The organism is Staphylococcus sp. FSL W8-1270 (genome assembly GCF_038007165.1).
GTDB classification, from domain to species: domain Bacteria; phylum Bacillota; class Bacilli; order Staphylococcales; family Staphylococcaceae; genus Staphylococcus; species Staphylococcus hominis.
On record NZ_JBBOWQ010000001.1, the window covers coordinates 2,016,238 to 2,035,568 of the forward strand.

General features: G+C 32.6%; 17 protein-coding genes. 5 read left to right on the forward strand and 12 right to left on the reverse strand.

Features of this window, described 5'->3' with window-relative positions; translation table 11 throughout:
* Positions 1 to 30: 30 nt before the first annotated feature.
* From NSU06_RS10055 to NSU06_RS10065, 3 genes are read right to left on the reverse strand one after another with little or no spacing between them, the layout of a single operon-like run.
* Positions 31 to 399 (reverse strand): DUF423 domain-containing protein, encoded by a 369-nt coding sequence (locus tag NSU06_RS10055; RefSeq protein WP_107632348.1) that lies wholly within the window; start codon positions 397 to 399, stop codon positions 31 to 33.
* Between the two features lie 33 nt (positions 400 to 432).
* On the reverse strand, positions 433 to 783 hold the full coding sequence (locus tag NSU06_RS10060; protein ID WP_340779933.1) for a DUF5327 family protein: 351 nt from the start codon (positions 781 to 783) through the stop codon (positions 433 to 435).
* Positions 784 to 1,443 carry a uracil-DNA glycosylase gene (locus tag NSU06_RS10065; protein WP_340779935.1) on the reverse strand — a complete coding sequence of 220 codons (660 nt, stop codon included), beginning with the start codon at positions 1,441 to 1,443 and terminating at the stop codon, positions 784 to 786.
* Positions 1,444 to 1,584: 141 nt separating this feature from the next.
* Between NSU06_RS10065 and thiD the strand changes: the two genes are divergently transcribed.
* Both thiD and vraX read left to right on the forward strand, forming a co-directional pair.
* Entirely contained in the window at positions 1,585 to 2,415 is an 831-nt protein-coding gene (gene thiD / locus NSU06_RS10070) for a bifunctional hydroxymethylpyrimidine kinase/phosphomethylpyrimidine kinase (protein ID WP_340779938.1), read from the forward strand.
* Positions 2,416 to 2,860: 445 nt separating this feature from the next.
* Complete coding sequence (vraX, locus tag NSU06_RS10075) at positions 2,861 to 3,049, forward strand: C1q-binding complement inhibitor VraX (protein ID WP_340779940.1); 189 nt, start codon at positions 2,861 to 2,863, stop codon at positions 3,047 to 3,049.
* A 268-nt stretch (positions 3,050 to 3,317) separates the two neighbouring features.
* Here vraX and NSU06_RS10080 read toward each other — a convergent pair whose 3' ends face one another.
* The 6 genes from NSU06_RS10080 to hxlA form a co-directional block, all read right to left on the reverse strand.
* Positions 3,318 to 3,596, reverse strand: coding sequence for a hypothetical protein (locus tag NSU06_RS10080; protein WP_070519190.1), 279 nt, complete (start codon positions 3,594 to 3,596; stop codon positions 3,318 to 3,320).
* Positions 3,586 to 3,966 carry a hypothetical protein gene (locus tag NSU06_RS10085; RefSeq protein ID WP_002455705.1) on the reverse strand — a complete coding sequence of 127 codons (381 nt, stop codon included), beginning with the start codon at positions 3,964 to 3,966 and terminating at the stop codon, positions 3,586 to 3,588. Before NSU06_RS10085 ends, NSU06_RS10080 begins: the two co-directional genes overlap by 11 nt.
* Positions 3,935 to 5,080 carry a thiolase family protein gene (locus tag NSU06_RS10090; protein WP_048682873.1) on the reverse strand — a complete coding sequence of 382 codons (1,146 nt, stop codon included), beginning with the start codon at positions 5,078 to 5,080 and terminating at the stop codon, positions 3,935 to 3,937. The genes NSU06_RS10085 and NSU06_RS10090 overlap by 32 nt, the downstream gene beginning before the upstream one ends.
* The gene (locus NSU06_RS10095; protein ID WP_017176056.1) at positions 5,077 to 6,462 is read right to left on the reverse strand and encodes an AMP-binding protein; all 1,386 of its coding nucleotides are present in this window, start codon (positions 6,460 to 6,462) and stop codon (positions 5,077 to 5,079) included. Before NSU06_RS10095 ends, NSU06_RS10090 begins: the two co-directional genes overlap by 4 nt.
* Positions 6,463 to 6,581: 119 nt before the next feature.
* Complete coding sequence (gene hxlB, locus NSU06_RS10100; protein WP_049418534.1) at positions 6,582 to 7,130, reverse strand: 6-phospho-3-hexuloisomerase; 549 nt, start codon at positions 7,128 to 7,130, stop codon at positions 6,582 to 6,584.
* Position 7,131: 1 nt separating this feature from the next.
* Positions 7,132 to 7,764 carry a 3-hexulose-6-phosphate synthase gene (gene hxlA / locus NSU06_RS10105; RefSeq protein ID WP_002455709.1) on the reverse strand — a complete coding sequence of 211 codons (633 nt, stop codon included), beginning with the start codon at positions 7,762 to 7,764 and terminating at the stop codon, positions 7,132 to 7,134.
* A gap of 185 nt (positions 7,765 to 7,949) precedes the next feature.
* Here hxlA and NSU06_RS10110 point away from each other — a divergent pair, with 185 nt between their 5' ends.
* Genes NSU06_RS10110 through folE2 form a run of 3 tightly spaced genes read left to right on the forward strand, consistent with a single transcriptional unit; the run spans position 7,950 to position 9,897 of the window.
* Positions 7,950 to 8,312, forward strand: a complete 363-nt coding sequence (locus NSU06_RS10110) for a YojF family protein (RefSeq protein WP_002488035.1) — start codon at positions 7,950 to 7,952, stop codon at positions 8,310 to 8,312.
* Between the two features lie 13 nt (positions 8,313 to 8,325).
* Entirely contained in the window at positions 8,326 to 8,991 is a 666-nt protein-coding gene (gene bshB2, locus NSU06_RS10115; RefSeq protein ID WP_340779944.1) for a bacillithiol biosynthesis deacetylase BshB2, read from the forward strand.
* 27 nt (positions 8,992 to 9,018) lie between these two features.
* Positions 9,019 to 9,897 (forward strand): GTP cyclohydrolase FolE2, encoded by an 879-nt coding sequence (gene folE2, locus NSU06_RS10120; protein ID WP_119882013.1) that lies wholly within the window; start codon positions 9,019 to 9,021, stop codon positions 9,895 to 9,897.
* A 718-nt stretch (positions 9,898 to 10,615) separates the two neighbouring features.
* Here folE2 and NSU06_RS10125 read toward each other — a convergent pair.
* The 3 genes from NSU06_RS10125 to NSU06_RS10135 form a co-directional block, all read right to left on the reverse strand.
* Positions 10,616 to 12,667, reverse strand: coding sequence for a Mur ligase family protein (locus NSU06_RS10125; RefSeq protein ID WP_053019377.1), 2,052 nt, complete (start codon positions 12,665 to 12,667; stop codon positions 10,616 to 10,618).
* 2 nt (positions 12,668 to 12,669) lie between these two features.
* Complete coding sequence (locus NSU06_RS10130; RefSeq protein ID WP_070549202.1) at positions 12,670 to 14,295, reverse strand: poly(glycerol-phosphate) alpha-glucosyltransferase; 1,626 nt, start codon at positions 14,293 to 14,295, stop codon at positions 12,670 to 12,672.
* 124 nt (positions 14,296 to 14,419) lie between these two features.
* Positions 14,420 to 19,096, reverse strand: a complete 4,677-nt coding sequence (locus NSU06_RS10135) for an SdrD B-like domain-containing protein (protein WP_340779948.1) — start codon at positions 19,094 to 19,096, stop codon at positions 14,420 to 14,422.
* Between the last annotated feature and the right edge of the window lie 235 nt (positions 19,097 to 19,331).

Sequence of the window (19,331 nt, forward strand, 5' to 3'; positions counted from 1 at the left end):
TGAGTTTACTAACCAAAATATAAAATATGATTATCCAGAAAATTTAAATGTTGCAATAATTAACATTAACCATCCCACAATAAAGAGTACGCCCCCTAATGGTGTAATCGCTCCTAAAATACGAATTTGAGTCAATGCAAGAATATATAATGAGCCACTAAATAGAACAATACCAAAGAACAAAAGCCATCCTGCCCAATTCACATTAATAGAAGTTGTACCACTAATGATGCCAATCATAATTAATCCTAGACCATGATACATTTGATAATTCACTGCTTTTTCCCATACTGACATATATTTATCAGAGAGTTTTCCTTCAAGTCCATGTGCACCAAAAGCACCCGTACCAACAGACATCATCGTACACAATGCACCTAAAATTATAAATACTTTCATCATAATATTTTAGTTCTCCTAACTTATTTTTAATTAAAAATCAAATATTGATTCACCATTTCCAATTTCCTCATCCGTCACCATCATATTAGACGATTTAGTTTGATGCTTCATTGTTTGTGGAACTTTACCACCCATCGCTTCAATTTCTGCAGCAGTAATCGCTGAATGATTTGAAGACTTATTTGAAAACGAAGATTCAGAAGTTACACTATTAGTAAAATCATGTGTTGATTTTTTAGAAGGTCGTTTCGAAACATCGGAATAAAGAGATGTTAAGGTATGAATCGCATACATATGCTTTTCAAACTGCTGTTCATCTTGAGCTTCATCTGCTTGCACTAATTCGTGTTCTATAAGTTGAATTAATTGTTCTTTGTTCAATTAAGATTCCCCACTTTCGCACCATTGTATGGGTGTTTTACCTTTAGATTTTAAATAATCATTTGTACGAGAGTAAGGTTTAGACCCAAAGAAACCTCGATAAGCAGATAATGGACTTGGATGAACAGATTTAATGATATGATGCTTTGCTGTATCAATTAATTTTATCTTTTGCTGCGCAGGTTTTCCCCATAAGATAAAGACAACGTCTTCGCGATAATCTGAAATAGCTTTAATGACTTCATCTGTAAATATTTCCCATCCAATGTCCTTATGGGAATGCACTTCACCTTTACGTACAGTTAATACAGTATTTAATAACAGAACACCTTCACGCGCCCAGTCCTGTAGATGTGGAGAAGTTCTATGACAGCCAATATCATCTTCTAATTCTTGATACATATTTCTTAAAGATGGTGGAAATTTAGCATTGGGTTGAACTGAAAATGCTAACCCATGTGCTTGGTTAGGTCCATGATATGGATCTTGACCCAAAATAACAACTTTAATATCTTCAAATGGTGTTAAATCAAAAGCTTGATAAATATTTTCTCTATCTGGATAGACGATTTGTGTCGTATATTCTTTTTCTAAAAAATCATGCATTGCTTTAAAATCATGTTTTGTTGTAATGTCATGAAAAATGTCTGACCATTCCATCGTTTTCACCTCACTTCTATTTTAACATAGGACCCCTCTGAAACGTGATATAAATCGCCTTACTATCTTCATGCTAGAACAATAGTTGAGTTACATGATATGATAAATAAAGATGTAAATAATTGACAGGAGTGATAATACATGGCATTAAAAAAAGTATTAACAATTGCCGGTTCTGATACAAGCGCTGGCGCAGGTATGCAAGCCGACCTTAAAACATTTCAAGAACTAAACACTTACGGTATGGTGGCTTTAACAGCTGTTGTAACAATGGATAAAGAAACTTGGTCCCACGATGTGACACCACTTCCAATGGATGTATTCGAAAAACAATTAGAAACCGTCATTTCAATTGGTCCAAATGCTGTTAAAACAGGTATGCTTGGAACTGAAGAAATCATTAAACGTGCTGGCGAAGCATTTGAACAATCAGGTGCAAAATATTTCGTAGTAGACCCAGTTATGGTATGTAAAGGGGAAGACGAAGTACTTAACCCAGGAAATACAGATGCAATGATTAAATATTTATTACCTAAAGCAACGGTCGTAACACCTAATTTATTTGAAGCTGGTCAATTATCTGGATTAGGTAAATTAACGTCAATTGAAGATATGAAAAAAGCTGCAAAAATCATTTATGATCAAGGTGCTCAACATATTATTATTAAAGGTGGTAAAGCATTAGATCAAGATAAATCTTACGACTTATATTATGATGGTCAAACATATTATCAATTAACAACTGATATGTTCCAACAAAGTTATAACCACGGTGCAGGTTGTACATTTGCAGCAGCTACAACAGCTTACTTGGCAAATGGTAAATCACCTAAAGAAGCTGTTATTAGCGCTAAAGCATTTGTGGCATCAGCAATTAAAAATGGTTGGAAAATGAACGACTTTGTAGGCCCAGTTGATCACGGCGCATACAACCGCGTAGAACACATCGACGTCGACGTCAAAGAAGTTTAAAGAAGTACTGCATTTTTGAAAAAAATGCTAGTACTTCTTATGCAAAAGAGACTAGTCTTTTGTAATCCTTAATTAGATTTCATTGTCCTTCCCCGACGCCCCAACTCGCGTTGATCGTTGACTTTCATTTTGAAAGTCTCTTTGTTGGTGCCCCAGCATTAGAGTTGAAAGAAGCTAATCAGCGTACTTTCAATTCAATCAGCTACTGTCTGTACTGCATTTTTAAAGAAATATAAGCACTTCTAAAGCTTTTAATCTTGTGTATGATAGTTTGGTCACACTAGGATTAAAAGCTTTTCTTATATCTTCATTATCTTCTAGGTATTTAGTCGTAGTATGCTCTACACAGTCCGTTGCAGTAAAAGTTAGTACCATAGACTCATGTTTTTTATCATAAAATCCATTACTATATTAAGTGTAGAGAGACAAAGGAGGAATTAACAACATGATTATCTACAAGCAAAATATAGAAAACGGTATCCCAATATACGAAATTATTACAAAGACCTTCAAGACGATTACGGTAAAATTCGATAAAACGTTTAGTAAAACTGACCTCTATCAATTGCTCTCTGTACTAGAAAGTGATGTTGATAACATGAAATTAAGTTATTCATCACATTTCAAAAATTAAAAAGTGTTTTTCCTAATTGAAATCGAACACAGATGAATATTTCAAAATCTTTTTTTAAAGTTAAAATGCCCCTAATACTCAAAACTTTAAAAAGTCATTAATGATTCAAAAGCTCACCCTAATAAAATAGCGTTAATGTTAGTCCAAAATTGTCCCCTTTTGGAAACTTGGAGAGGAACTTTAAGTTATACTAACATTAACGCTATATTTTTATAATATTGTTTCTTTTTTAACACCTATGGTGGGTTATCAACGGTTAAATGAATAATTATAAATCAGTATGATTACTTTTTTTAGTAATAACTATTTTTTCTTCACCATTTAAACCAAAGACGTTTATTTCATTATGACTCACTTTTTTTAAGATAACTTCTTCGTCTATATCTATAATCTTTCTATACTTAACGTTAAATTGTGTCCACTCTATTTGAAAATACGCTAATACACAATCCACTACCAGTTGACCAGGGACAATGGTTGAATGAAGCTCATTTTTATCATTAACAAGGCGAAGGTAATGACTCACTTTATCATGACTAAACCTCATCATTTACCTCCTTTTTTATAAATGTTTGCCTAATAAATATACATTGTCTATTATCTTTATATATTTTTAAATCGTAGATATATTGGATATATGTTTTAAACTTTTTCGTACTTTTATGTGTTAAGTACGCCTCATATTTTAGCCTACATTTTAATGATTCAAATTCTTCACATGTTGTTCGCACAAGAAGAATATTTTCTTGTTGAAACTTTTGGAACAACTTAAACTTTGGCCAAACGTTTGCACACATGAGTGGAGGCACTACGCCTTTATACGTTCTTTCAACTACTTCGCAATACTCTCTTACTTCTTGCTCATTAAAATCTATTTCTATTTTCTCATAAGCCCCATCGTTCGAAGAGTATAGCATTTCCCATTCCTCCTCCAATCCCCATTGTAGCAACTCCCCGCTTCCAATGTGTCATATTTAATAACCTAGTGATTAATGCTACGCCACTTGCGCTATAAGGATGACCAGACGCAATGGCTCCCCCCCACTGATTGACTTGATTAATATTTAATTTTAACTCTTGAATTGAAGCTAAAACTTGTGAACTAAATGCCTCATTAAGTTCTATTGCATCAATGTCACTTATTTTTAAATTTTGTTTTTTTAGTAATTTTGTTACAGCAGGTACTGGTCCAATACCTAGTCGTTTCGGATTGACACCTATTGTCACTGCATCTGTAAACATCATTCCCTCTGATATTCCGTATTGTAATGCCGTTTCTTGATTCATAACGAGTGCAAGCGCAGCGCCGTCATTTTTCATACAACTATTTCCAACCGTTACTGTTCCGTTAGCTAGTAAAGGACGTAATCGATTTAATCGTTGTTCAGTAAGTGTTGGCTTAATACTTTCATCTTTATCAAATAAATGACCTTTGATGTTTAAAGATACAATTTCATTACTTATACTTCCATTCTTATAATATTGATGTGTGAGATGATGACTACGTATCGCAAAGGCATCTTGTTGTTTACGCGTAATATGATAATATTGCGCAACATTTTCAGCTGCCTCTATCATACTTGGATCTTGACCTTTTGGTGCAAAAGAGGCACGCTCATAAAATTCTGGTAATTGTGTATCATACACTGATTGAGGGCGTTTAATCTTCCAAGGAGCACGACTCGTGCTTTCTACTCCTCCAGCTATATAAATATGACCTGCACCAGCTTGAACCATTCGACATGCATATATAATACTTTCTAACCCTGACCCACATTGACGGTCCATTGTAACACCTGGAATACTCTCAGCTAGACCTGCTTCTAATAAGGCTTTACGAGCAATATTTCCACCATTACCTACGATATTTCCAATCACTACATCATCTATATCAGGTATTATTTTAGGAAAAATTGAATTCATTTCTTCAAATAAGGGCATGAGTAATGTTTCAGGTTCTAAATGTTTCAATTCCCCACCATATTTGCCAAAAGGTGTACGCTTCGCCCATACAATAACCGGTTGGTTCATAATTTAAAGTCTCCTTTTACATAGGCAGTACGCATTTTATTTCGAGCAACTTTGCCACTTTGGGTATATTGCATACTGTCTACTTTTATAAATTTGGAAGGTACATCATATCGTGATAGAACTTTCATAATATGTTGTCTCACAGTTTGGTACTCAAGTTCTATCGATCCTGTATATAGTAAAACCGCTATTTCCCCAAAACGTGGATGCGGTTCTCCTATAACAATTGCTTCTTCTACTCCATCAATATTTTTTATCATTTGTTCAATAACTTGAGGATAAACATTTTTACCTCCAATAATTAATCGTTCATTTTGACGACTCACTAAATATAATTGATTATCTTTAATATAAGCGTAATCGCCTGTTTTAATCCATGTTTCAGGTAATACGACAGATTGATTTACATATCCAGAGAATATCATATTACTTTTTACATTTAATAACCCTATATGATTCTTGTCTTTTTCCTCTAAACCAATCGTTACATTTTGAAATATGTATCCCACTGAATCAACAGAAGCTTTACGGTTAATGTTATAACTAATAAAACTTGCTTCTGACGTTCCAAAAAATTCAATAATATTAGCATGCTGAAATGTTTCGGCTATACGCTTAAACAACGAAGAAGAGAGTTTCGCCCCACTACTTAAAATAGTCGTTAAATGTAGGTGATCGTGATTTATTTTTGTTATTGCATGTAGCATTGTTGGAACAAGAAATAATGCACTATTTGTTGTTTGTTGTTTCATTTTGCTAACGAGCTTAGTCGCATTAAAACGGGTTTGTCCAATAAATGTTCTCCCTGTATATAACGCATAAATACAAGTGTATAAAGACAATGAATGTGCAAGTGGTCCCGGTGCTACAAGTATGTTTTCTTTATGACGAAGTAGCTTTTCATTTTCTTTGTATGACGCAAGCCAAGATGGTTCATTTCGATAATATGCTTTAGGTAACCCTGTTGTCCCAGATGTAAAACCAATATGTAATAGTTGATGGACTTGTGACTGCTCATTTAAATATGTTGGATATGTTTCAGAAGACGTTGTCTTTATCAGTCTATGCTGTTCATCAACAAGATAGTCAATATGATACGTTTCAATCAGTTGATGAATTGTTACTTCAGACCATTGATCATCTAAAAAACATGGAATACTTCCTTGCTCTAATATTGCAAAATAATTCAACATATTATGTAAAGGACTTTTACTTAACAATCCTACTCGGGACCCTTTCGGTAAATGCATGAAGACTGATTTTAATTGCTGTATTGCTGTATAAAGTTCTTGATATGTCAATACATCTTCTTCGAACGATAGTGCAATCATATCTGGTTGTTCTACTGAATAGTGATTTAATTTATTTAGTATTTCTAACATATAACCCTCTCCAAATGTTAACTGGATTAATTATTATATTAACATTATATGAAAAATAACACATAAAAAAATCACTCAAATATATTCATCTGAACGATAATATATTTGAGTGATGGTTTTTATTCTAAATTAGCATGATTGTCTTGCATTGCTTCTTCATTAATATTAAAGGCATCCATTAATCCAATCACGACACTATCTAAAAAGATAAGTGAAGATTGTTCAAATAGACTACCTAACGGCTGTTCAGAGCCTTCTGCTTCATGTTTCGTTCCTGCAGGTAAAGTAATCACTGTATCAGCGACATCGCCAATTTTAGATTCTTTTTTAGTTGTTATTAAAGCAATTTGAGCACCAACTGAATGTGCCTTTTCAGCTAATAATCTTAGGTGCTCTGTTGATCCAGAACCGGAAATAATAATTAATAAATCATGCTCTTTAATAGATGGCGTTGTTGCTTCACCTATTGCAGATGCATCTTTTCCTAGTTGATTCAAACGCATTGCAAAGCTATTAGCAACATATCCAGAGCGACCTTTACCAGCTGTAAAGATACGAGATGCGCCAACCACTTCATTTGCAAAACGTCCATAATCATTATCCTCTAGATGTGATAACGTGTTATCTATTTCTTCAAGAATTAAATGATAATTGTTAAAAGTTGGCATTTTATTTACCTTCAATCGCTTCACGACATTGTTTAGCTGCTTCTACAGGATCATCTGCGTTAGCAATACCGCCACCAACAATAACTAAATCAGGTTCTTCTGCTACAATTTCTTTAATTGTTTCAGGTTTAATACCACCAGCTACGGCTACTTTAGAATTTTTAATGACTGATTTAACTGTACGTAAGCTTTCTAATGGAGATTGTCCTTCAGCTTGTAAATCATAACCAGTATGAACAGCGATATAATCAGCGCCCATTTCATCTAATTCTTTCGCACGTTTTTCTAAATCTTGTACAGCAATCATATCAACTAACAATTGTTTACCATGTTTGTGTGCTTCTTCAACCGCACCTTTAATTGAAGCATCTTCTGCAACACCTAAGATAGTCACAACATCTGCACCAAATTTAATAGCTTGGCTTACTTCATAGTCTGCTGCATCCATAATTTTTAAATCAGCTAACACTTTAGCATTATTAATATTTTCGTTTAAATGTTGAACAGCTGGTAATCCTTCATTAATAACGATAGGTGTACCAATTTCTACGATATCCACATATTCTTCAACTTTTTTAGCTAATTTTGCTGCTTCTTCTTTATTTAATAAATCGATTGCTAATTGTAATTCCATTACAAACATCCTTTCATATCATAGTCGTAGTAGTATACATACCCATGTTAAATATTTTTAAACCTTTAAATCACTTCAAATTATTTTCTTTCATTTATAAATAAATTGAGCATAGGTGTACAATTCGGTAGTTCTTTTTAGTAAAATAGATAGATACACACATTGTATGGTTGTAAGGAGTGAACGTGTTGGAACCCATTAAAGCTGAAGAAGTACAACGATTGTTAACTACATTTGAAAACAAACCTGTCTATTTGCATGTTGAAACGACGAATGGTGCATATGCTAATCATTTTGATCAACGTGTGTTTAATGCAGGTACGTTTTTACGAAATATACAAGTCACATATGAACATGCGCAACTAAAGGGCGGAGATAAAGATCCATTTCGTGTTGGGTTGAAACTTCGTGATGGAGGTTGGGTATATGTGCAAGGCCTGACTCACTATGAAATCAATGATAATAATGAATTTTTAATAGCTGGATTTAATTACGAAGGACAGTTGGCTGCGACGATTGAAATCAGTGAACAGCCATTTACAGTATAGAGGAGGAAGATTCATGAAAGATGAAAGACATGTACTAATGATATTTCCACATCCCGATGATGAAACCTTCTCATCTGCTGGGACAATCGCAAGTTATATTGAAAATGGGGTGCCTGTCACTTATGCCTGTCTCACATTAGGACAAATGGGACGTAATTTAGGCAATCCCCCTTTTGCGACAAGAGAGTCACTACCTTATATTCGCGAAAAAGAATTAGAAGATGCTATGAAAGTGATTGGTATTACTGATTTACGTAAAATAGGTTTAAGAGATAAAACAGTAGAATTTGAGCCACATGAGCAAATGGATGATATGGTAAAAACATTGATTGAGGAGACAAATCCATCAGTGATTATTTCATTTTATCCAAAATTTGCTGTACATCCAGACCATGAAGCAACAGCTGAAGCTGTCGTAAGAACAGTAGGACGTATGCCTAAAGAAGAGCGTCCAAGACTTCAACTCGTAGCATTCAGTAATGATGCACCGGAGATTTTAGGTGAACCTGATATATTAAATGACATTAGTCAATATAAAGAGATTAAATTAAAAGCGTTTGAAGCTCATAAATCTCAAACAGGTCCTTTCTTAAAACAATTAGCAAGCCCTGAAGTTGGTGGAGAAACACAAAGTTTTCTAGAAGTCGAACCTTATTGGACGTATCATTTCGATAATTAAAATCATTAGAGGAGGTACAATAAACGAATGACTGAATTTGATTTATCTACTCGAGAAGGTCGCTGGAAACATTTTGGTTCAGTAGACCCTATCAAAGGTACAAAACCTACAACTAAAAATGAAATGACTGATTTACAAAGTACACATAAAAACTTCTTATTTGAAATTGAAGAAGTGGGTATTAAAAATTTAGTATATCCTGTTAAAATTGATCAATTTCAAACAGCAGGTACATTTAGTTTCTCAACAAGTTTAAATAAAGATGAAAAAGGTATTAACATGAGTCGTATCTTAGAAAGTGTTGAGAAACATTATAATAATGGTTTAGAACTGGATTTCGATACACTATATCAAGTATTACGTACATTACAAGACAATATGAAACAGAATGCTGCGGGAGTAGACGTTTCAGGTAAATGGTTCTTTGATCGTTATAGTCCTGTAACTCATATCAAAGCAGTGGGTCATGCTGATGTTACTTACGGTTTAGCAATTCATAAAGATCAAGTAACGCGTAAAGAACTTACCCTCACGGCTACTGTAACGACACTTTGTCCTTGCTCTAAAGAAATTAGCGAATACTCTGCTCATAATCAACGGGGTGTTGTAACAGTAAAAGTGTATTTAGATAAACATTCTGAAATGATAGATGATTACAAAGAAAAGATTTTAGATGCAATGGAAGCAAATGCAAGCTCTATTCTTTATCCAATTTTAAAACGTCCTGATGAAAAACGCGTAACAGAACGTGCATATGAAAATCCACGTTTCGTTGAAGATTTAATTCGTTTAATTGCCGCAGATTTAGTAGATTTTGACTGGATTGATGGCTTTGACATTGAATGTCGAAACGAAGAATCCATTCACCAACATGATGCTTTCGCAAGACTAAAATATAGAAAATAATAAAGTCTCCTAAAGTGAAGCGACCCCAAAAGTTAGATCAATACCTAACTTTTGGGGTAATTTATTTTTTGAATACCTTTTGGAATTGAACATATCCAGAAATGTAGTGTTCAATATCATCGATACTAGTAACAATTTACATAATTACATTAATTAAATATATATTATTTGATAAAACAATAACATTAAAAGTTAATGTTTATGCAACTTTAACTGAACATTACCACGAAACACTAACTAAATTCTTGAAAAATAAAAAATTATTTCTAAAATAAATTTCCAATAGGTCAAACAGAAATAATACCAAATGAATTTATAGTCGAAAAATAAGAAATACTATGACAGAAATAATACTAACTAATCCAAACAAGCTAGCAATTGTAATTGGTTAAGATGAACACGATATAAAAATACTTAATATTTATAATCGAGAAGGTAATAAGATTGAACATATAAACATTAATAAAAGAAAAGATATTTCTACCAAAAATCAAATAGAAATAAAAGAACATAAAAATTTACATCGTTATCTCTTCTTTAAATGAGTCCAAAGCCAACTAATTACATAGAATTAAAAAATAATATTAAAAGTTACATAATAAAATACTAAAAAATAATCAAATGCTCATCATAATTGTTTAAATCGTGAAAACATTAAAATTTGAGAAGAGTGTGCTTGAATATGAATTAAATGCAACGAAATATTAAGAAAGAGATTCTAAAAATTTTTAAAGTCAGATTTGGGATCTTGATATGAAGTGAAAATAATAGTTTCTTTTTCTCCACGTATAAATCCACTTTTATATTTAAGTCCTAAAATAAAAGAATTATTAAATTTAAATAAATCATATTTATAATACTTATATATTTGATATAAATCTTTTACAGTATAACTTTGGCGATCTTTAATTCTGAAACGACCAGTTAGATTTGTAGCTATCGAACTAGATAATTTTAGTTTTTCAATCAAATACTTAGTATATTTTTTTCGATCTACATGATTTTCAAATAACTCATTAGCTAACTCATAGATTTCAGAAGGATGTGGTGAGTTAGTCATATTTTTTAGTAATGTATAAGTATAAATTTCTCGACCTTCAACATAGCCAGTTTTACTACTATTAGTTGACCAACTCTTCATGTTAATCTTTCTATTTTCTAATTTTTCATCTATAGCTTTTAAATAATAAATGAGTGGGCCCATTCCCTCAATTGTTTGAGACATATCACTGTTAAATTCTTCAATGATTTGTCCAGTATCATTATTTACTCTAATATAACTTTCCCCTACTTGACTAAGTTTCTCAAACAGATTATCAAAATCAAATTCTACGTCATTCCTCCTCAAAATATTAGGTAATGATTTAGCTATTTCTGGAAAATCTGTACCAGTTACAGAAGACTTTAGTAAAGTTAGAGAATCTTCATTACATAAATAATTTAAATCATTTATCAATAATTCTTTGTTAGGATACCAAATTATATTCTTACTTCGAACTTTATTTACGACTTGTCTTAATTCTATATCCTTACATAGAATATAATCTGCATTACAATTTTCTAACTCATCCACTAATTGTAAATGTGTTTCACTAGACTTATGACCTAAATCACTAATTTTTCCAATTGCAATGATTTTATTTCCTTTGTAAAATCTAGTTTGACTATTAAAAGCTCTAATTGCATTAATCATTGCAGGCAAAGAAGCATTATGTGTATCATCCAGTAAAGTTAGTTTATGAGATTTTGTTTGTATTTCTTTCAATGCTAATATTTTTGAAAAAGGTTTGAAATTCTTAAGTAAGTCTTTCTTTATTGGTAAATTTAGACTTTTCAGAGTTAGCATACTTGCTAGTGTGTTAGAAACCATTCCTTCACTAATCGTATTAAGTTGATAAATGTCTGTTTCGTTATTTTGGTCATTTATTAATAATTCAATATTTCCTTTATTATACTTGATGTTATCTACAGTTAAATCAGCATTACTATCCTTTTTAATACTATAAGTTAAGACATTATTTGTATTTTCTCGCGCTTTGTCTACTAAGTAATCTGCATATAATGTATCGTTATTAACAATTGCCACTCCATTATCTGCAAGTCCCTCAAAAATCCTTGTCTTAATTTTGGCAATATCTTTAACAGACTTAAAAGTTGAAAAATGTGCTTCACCTATACCAGTAATAATTGCTATATCAGGTTTTAAGTAAACTGCTGTATTTTCAAGATAATTAATAGCATTCAAAGATGTTTCAATCACAGCAAAGTCTGGATTTTTGATTAATTTCAACATATTATTATAAATGGCTGCTCTAACGTTATTGTTTCCTCTGTTTTCGAGTACATCAAAATCACTTAATAAGCTAGTAATTAACATTCTAGTTGAACTTTTACCCATTGATCCAGTTATTGCAACAACCGGATTTTTATATTGATTTCTAATATAAATAGCTAGTTTTTTAAATGCTTGAACTGAATCTTCTACAATTATTTGAGGAACAGTAAATTTTAAATTGGAAATATAACTTTCCGTTATAATTAAACCAATCTCTTCATTTTGGCTGTCAACTAAATCATTACCATCTAAAGCATTTTTATTTCTTCCCAATTCTCTTGCCCATGTTTCTTTATTTGGAGAAAAATATGCAGTCTTTTTGCTTTTTACAAATTTATAGATGGTTTCAAAATCATTTATTTCATTTGATTCTCTATTATGAGCATCCTTTAATGTTCCACCTATAATATGATAAATCTTTCTAATTGTTAGCATAATCAATACCTACTTCCTTTGAATACCTTTTGATACTGTACATACCCTGACAAATAATGCTCAATATCATCAATACGGACACGATAACCATGATGTTTAATAAAGAAGCTTCCTAAAATTCTAGATGGATTTTTAAAGTACATTGCAGTTTCAGGGTAAAAGAAGCCAACTCTTTGATAATCTGCTCTAATATCAATAACTTCTTTTAAATATTTTTCATCTATCAAATGATTTACTAATTCCTCATAACTCGTTTCTTTGGCTTTTTGTACTAATCGATAAGTAGCCATTAGCATTTCCAAGAATGTTGGGAAAGTAGTTTCACGGTTTTTAATATAATTTAGATATGTATTCACATTTTTTATCCCAAATTCAAAATATTTTTCTTGAGGATTAATTTGAACTAATTCATTTGTACAATATCCTAACCAATGATCATGATATTGCCAATATTTTTTCTCAATGAAACGATCCATTAAATTTTCTACAGTTTTCAACCATAACTCATTTTTATCTCTTTGATATAGTCTCAACAAAGCAAGGGCTGCTTCGCCATCATAATAAATGATTCTGAATTTCTCTTTAACACTTAAATCAGGATAATTCAATAAGTGCGTCGTTTCATATGTATCTTCATCAATCATTGAAAGAATACCGTTCGCTACTTTTTGAGCAGCTTCAAGATATTTAGGATTATTCTCATATTTCAAATATTCACATACAGCGAATATAAATGAAGCATTTTGTCCCAATTTAATTTCATTAGTGTCTTCCGTATCATCATAGACATACGCTTTATCTTCAACTTCAAGTAATTGATTTGAAATAACATAATCAATTGCTTTTTCAACAGGTTGCAAACTTTCACCTAAATATGCTAATCCTTCTATTAAGGCATATGTAGAAGATGAATGTCTTAGTATATTATAAAAACCAATTTCATTATCAAAATGTGGGAAATACCCATAAATATATTTACCATTATCTAACAACATATTTTGTAAGAAATGAGTGCTGCTTTCAATTAATTGATCAATTTCACTCCCCAAATGATCTACTTTTCTTAAACCTTTTCTATAACCATTGTTGTATAGTTCATATACTTCTTCATTATCTATAAAGAAGCCTTGTGTATAAAATTTAACAACTTCTTTTTCGTCATAAAATTCACTTGAAAAAGCCTTTTTGTTAGTCGTGTATTTACGTAAATAATTATTAATATTTTTATCAGAAAGAAATAGTTCTTTAGTTGTATTATCTGGTCGGACAAAAGCATTCGCATTAATTTCTTCAGGTAAAACGGCTAAATTCCATAGACTATCAAATGCGATACCAAAATCCACATAATTTCGTCGTGTATTAATTAACGTTTTTTTCAATTCTGTAAATTGAACTTTTTCAGTGGATGTAACAATATCTAATTTAATCCACTCGGGAAATTGACCTGTTTTCTTTTTAAATTTAAGTGCTGATTTCGAAATATCTTGCTTAAGGTAATTCGTTTTTTTGAACAGTTTAACTTGAGCTTTGATGTTAGGTTTACCCAAACTTAAAAAAACATAATTATTAATTTCAATTTTATTATTTACTGCGGTTAATAATTTTTCTAATTTATATTCAAAATCCATAGTTTTCACCCTATTTATAATTATTTATCCTCTTTCTATCAATTAATATCATAGTATTTAAAATAAAACCAGGCCCTGAAAGGCCTGGTTTTAAATTTCATTGTGTCAACATGAAATCTACTTATTATTTTTCATCATTATTTTCGTTTTTACGACGTCTGCCAACTAAGAATAATCCTCCAAGTGCAGCGAATAATGAACCAAATAATGTGCCATTATTTTGATTGTTATTACCAGTATCAGGTAATTCATTACTATTTGATTTATCTGCTTTATCATTATGAGCTTTATCTGCATCTGCGTCAGCATCTGAATCTGCGTCAGCGTCTGCATCTGAGTCAGCATCTGCATCTGAATCTGCGTCTGCATCTGAATCAGCATCTGAATCTGCGTCAGCGTCTGCATCTGAGTCAGCATCTGCATCTGAATCTGCGTCTGCATCTGAGTCAGCATCTGAATCTGAATCAGCATCTGCATCTGCGTCAGCGTCTGCATCTGAGTCAGCATCTGAATCTGAATCTGCGTCTGCATCTGAATCTGAATCTGCATCTGAATCAGCATCTGCATCTGAGTCAGCATCTGCATCTGAATCTGCGTCTGCATCTGAGTCAGCATCTGCATCTGAATCTGCGTCTGCATCTGAATCAGCGTCTGCATCTGAGTCAGCATCTGCATCTGAATCTGCGTCTGCATCTGAATCAGCATCTGCGTCTGCGTCTGCGTCTGCATCTGAATCTGAATCTGCGTCTGCGTCTGCATCTGAGTCAGCATCTGCATCTGAGTCTGAATCAGCATCTGAGTCTGAATCAGCATCTGAGTCTGCGTCTGCATCTGAATCTGAATCTGCATCTGAATCTGCGTCTGCATCTGAGTCAGCATCTGCATCTGCATCTGCATCTGCGTCTGCATCTGAATCAGCATCTGCATCTGAGTCTGAATCAGCATCTGCGTCTGCGTCTGCATCTGCATCTGAGTCTGCGTCTGCATCTGAGTCTGCGTCTGCATCTGAGTCAGCATCTGCATCTGAGTCTGCGTCTGCATCTGCATCTGAATCTGCGTCTGCATCTGCGTCTGCATCTGCATCTGAATCTGAATCTGCGTCTGCATCTGAGTCTGCGTCTGCATCTGCATCTGAATCTGAATCTGCGTCTGCATCTGAGTCTGCGTCTGCATCTGAGTCTGCGTCTGCATCTGAGTCAGCATCTGCATCTGAGTCTGCGTCGCTATCTTCATTAAAGTATCCGTTATCAATACTGAAGTCATCATGATCAGTAATAGTTACATGTACTTCTTCACCATCGGCATCTTTTTCATCATCACTACCTAAGTTTGTAGTAGTTTGAGTGAAGCCTTCAGGTTTATCAAAATGCACAATATAGTCACCACTATCTAAATCATCAAAACGATATTTACCACTTTCATCTGTTGTTGTTGTTTTTAATACATTACCATCACTATCTTTTAATGTAACAGTTACACCTGCAATTCCTTTTTCATCAGAATCTTGGATACCATCTTTATTAGTATCTTCCCATACATAGTCACCTAAATTATATTTTGGTGTTTTATAAAATCCACTATCTAGTGTCCAGTTATCAGCACCATTAATAACACCTGTAGTTGTTAAACCATCAGAATCTTTTTCATTGTTATTTCCAGAATTTTCTGTTGTAGGTGTATAGCCCTCAGGTGTTGTGAAAGAAACTTCATACGTTCCATTTTCTAAATCAGTAAATTGATATTTACCACTTTCATCTGTTGTTGTTGTGCCAATTGTGTTGCCATCACTATCTTTTAGTGTAACAGTTACACCTGCAATTCCTTTTTCATCAGAATCTTGGATACCATCTTTATTAGTATCTTCCCATACATAGTCACCTAAGTTATATTTTGGTTTATAAAATCCTGAATCAATTGTTTCATTATCTGCGTCTTTAATAATAGCTGTTGTTGTTGTGCCATTTGAATCTTTACCATTATCATTACCAGAATTAACAGATGTTGAGGTATAACCTTCGGGTGTTTCAAAATCTACTGTATACGTTCCATTTTCTAAATCAGTAAATTGATATTTACCACTTTCATCTGTTGTTGTTGTTTTTAATACATTACCATCACTATCTTTTAATGTAACGGTTACACCTGCAATTCCTTTTTCATCAGAATCTTGGATACCATCTTTATTAGTATCTTCCCATACATAGTCACCTAAATTATATTTTGGTGTTTCATAAAAACCTGTATCAACAGTCATATTGTCAGCATTATTAATGGTACCTTTGGCTACCACTACATTACTATCTACATCTTTTTGACCATCCGAATCAATAGTATCATTATCAATTGTATTTGACGGCGATGGAGTGTAATTATTAGGAATAACAAATTCAACATTATATGTTCCATTTTGTAAGTTATCAAACTGATAATGTCCTGTATCATCTGTGGTTGCACGTTGTAATTCTTTGTTATTACTATCTTTAAGAATGACGTAAACACCTGGAATACCTTTTTCGTCATCATTTTGGATACCATCTTTGTTTTTATCTAACCATACATAGTCTCCAAGACTGTATGTTGGGTTATCTCCTTGTGCTGTTGAAGAACCATTAATGTAACTGACTGTTGTACTTTTAGTGCCTGTTGGGTATCTTGATTCTTGATTACCATAACGTGTTAATTCATAATTTGTAGTAACATTGCCAGTACCTGATGGTTTAACCGCTTGAGTAATAATATAACGTTTTCCTTTTTTCATATTACTACGGTTAAGATCTATATCTACTCTAGTATTATTAAGGCTATATTTAGGTGTAAATTCATTAGTTACATCTTTAACTGCAGATCCGTTTAAATTCGGATTAAAGCTATCAACTAAAACATTATCATCTAATACTTCATACACTTTTATTTCATTAGGTATAAAATTACCGTTTTGAACTGTTGAGAAATATTTTGCATCATAAATTCTATTCCCAGGTTGATTTAAATAAACAACTTCATTATGTTTATTATTTACATTATCAACATTTGCTACTGCTGCATTTGTAAGATGGTCTTTATGATTACCATAATCTACTACAAAGTTTTCTCTAACTTCTTGGTTAGCGATGGTAACATCCATAGGATAACTTTGTTTATCTTTAGTTACTGTCTCTCTTTTTGGTGTTGCTAAAAGATTAAAGCTACCTGTAATGTTTTGGTATTGATCTACATAATTAGTAAAAGTGTATGTAGTTGTATTTGTAGTTTCATCATAAACACCGTTTGCTACAATTGAACCTTCCTTACTACGTAATTGTGTATTTTTAGCTGGAAGTTCTAAAGCACCAGGTCTAATGTAATCACCGTATTTTATAGTAAATGTATCTCCTTCTTTAATACTGTTATCTAATTCATAATCAGCAGATAATTTCAATTGCTCATTGCTTGTTGGCCAAATCGTGTTATTATCGTGTTGATTATTTTTCTGATTAAGTGTCAAACTAGCATTTGTAACACGAATTTTATCATTTACTAAAGATCCACCTGTACTTGATGTAGTATCAGTGCTATTTAAAGCAAAAGTAGTTGGTGTACTATCTGTTGATGCTGTTGACATTGGCGCTGTGGCTGCTAATGTCATAAACGGACTAGTTAATCCATAATCTGGATTTGAAAAGTCTGTTTTAATTGTTTCAGCTACAACTGCATTATCAATCTGATCTCGTGTTGCTGTTTCTAAATTCACATCATTACTTACTGCATCAGTAATTGTGTCTGTATTATTACTTGTATCTGCATTTAAACTATCTACCGCATTACTCGTGTATGCTTGTTTATCTGCAACTGAACTATCTGAAGTAATAGATGGAGCATCTGTAGTAGATGACGTATCAGTTGAATTATTTGATTGTGTTGTCGCATCTGATGGGCTTTCTGCTGAACTATCTAATTCTTGAGTTGTATTATCTTTTGAAGACGTAGTTGAAGATGACTCTTCTTTTGGTTGTTCTGTTGTACTTTGTGTCGTTGAGGCATCTGTTTTAGCGTCTTGTTGTGTTGATGGTTCTTCTGTTGTTGATGTAGTTGAAGATGACTCTTCTTTTGATTGTTTTGTCGTACTTTGAGTTGTTGAAGCATCTGTTTTAGCGTCTTGTTGTGTTGATGGTTCTTCTGTTGTTGATGTAGTTGAAGATGACTCTTCTTTTGATTGTTTTGTCGTACTTTGAGTTGTTGAAGCATCTGTTTTAGCGTCTTGTTGTGTTGATGGTTCTTCTGTTGTTGATGTAGTTGAAGATAACTCTTCTTTTGATTGTTTTGTCGTACTTTGAGTTGTTGAAGCATCTGTTTTAGCGTCTTGTTGTGTTGATGGTTCTTCTGTTGTTGATGTAGTTGAAGATAACTCTTCTTTTGATTGTTTTGTCGTACTTTGAGTTGTTGAAGCATCTGTTTTAGCGTCTTGTTGTGTTGATGGTTCTTCTGTTGTTGATGTAGTTGAAGATGACTCTTCTTTTGGTTGTTCTGTTGTACTTTGAGTTGTTGAAGCATCTGTTTTAGCGTCTTGTTGTGTTGATGGTTCTTCTGTTGTTGATGTTTCTGCTGAGTCAGGTTTATTAGCTGAATTACTATCTACAGTTTCATTTGTAGCGTCTGCAGTATTTTCAGCAGCCTGCGCTTCATGATCGGCGCCAAAAATCAATGTAGCACCAACTAATATTGAAGCTGTTCCTACAGTGAATTTTCTTATGGAGTACTTATTTAACTTATTAGAAATAAAATCCAATCTCTTGTTAATAGGACCTTGTCTTCTTTTACTCATATTTACCCCCTAATAAATAAATTATTTATACTTTAAAATGTAAAATACACATAATATTATATGTAAATACACTCCTAGGATAATGTATTTTACCATTTAACACAATACTTTTACAATTTTTTACAATAAAAAAATAAATATTAGGTCATACAATAGATAGGTACCTTTAATCTTTTTAAGTCAATTCACTTGACCAAGTTATAATTATCTCCAAATGATATACAATCTTTCTCGT

Excerpts from the sequence above, each read along its gene's own strand:
- NSU06_RS10135 (WP_340779948.1), bottom strand. The coding sequence starts at position 19,096 with ATGAGTAAAAGAAGACAAGGTCCTATTAACAAGAGATTGGATTTTATT.
- NSU06_RS10095 (WP_017176056.1), bottom strand. The coding sequence starts at position 6,462 with ATGTTAGAAATACTAAATAAATTAAATCACTATTCAGTAGAACAACCA.
- thiD (WP_340779938.1), top strand. The coding sequence starts at position 1,585 with ATGGCATTAAAAAAAGTATTAACAATTGCCGGTTCTGATACAAGCGCT.
- NSU06_RS10055 (WP_107632348.1), bottom strand. The coding sequence starts at position 399 with ATGAAAGTATTTATAATTTTAGGTGCATTGTGTACGATGATGTCTGTT.
- vraX (WP_340779940.1), top strand. The coding sequence starts at position 2,861 with ATGATTATCTACAAGCAAAATATAGAAAACGGTATCCCAATATACGAA.
- NSU06_RS10080 (WP_070519190.1), bottom strand. The coding sequence starts at position 3,596 with ATGAGGTTTAGTCATGATAAAGTGAGTCATTACCTTCGCCTTGTTAAT.
- NSU06_RS10130 (WP_070549202.1), bottom strand. The coding sequence starts at position 14,295 with ATGGATTTTGAATATAAATTAGAAAAATTATTAACCGCAGTAAATAAT.
- hxlA (WP_002455709.1), bottom strand. The coding sequence starts at position 7,764 with ATGGAATTACAATTAGCAATCGATTTATTAAATAAAGAAGAAGCAGCA.
- NSU06_RS10085 (WP_002455705.1), bottom strand. The coding sequence starts at position 3,966 with ATGCTATACTCTTCGAACGATGGGGCTTATGAGAAAATAGAAATAGAT.
- NSU06_RS10090 (WP_048682873.1), bottom strand. The coding sequence starts at position 5,080 with ATGAACCAACCGGTTATTGTATGGGCGAAGCGTACACCTTTTGGCAAA.
- hxlB (WP_049418534.1), bottom strand. The coding sequence starts at position 7,130 with ATGCCAACTTTTAACAATTATCATTTAATTCTTGAAGAAATAGATAAC.
- folE2 (WP_119882013.1), top strand. The coding sequence starts at position 9,019 with ATGACTGAATTTGATTTATCTACTCGAGAAGGTCGCTGGAAACATTTT.
- NSU06_RS10065 (WP_340779935.1), bottom strand. The coding sequence starts at position 1,443 with ATGGAATGGTCAGACATTTTTCATGACATTACAACAAAACATGATTTT.
- NSU06_RS10125 (WP_053019377.1), bottom strand. The coding sequence starts at position 12,667 with ATGCTAACAATTAGAAAGATTTATCATATTATAGGTGGAACATTAAAG.
- bshB2 (WP_340779944.1), top strand. The coding sequence starts at position 8,326 with ATGAAAGATGAAAGACATGTACTAATGATATTTCCACATCCCGATGAT.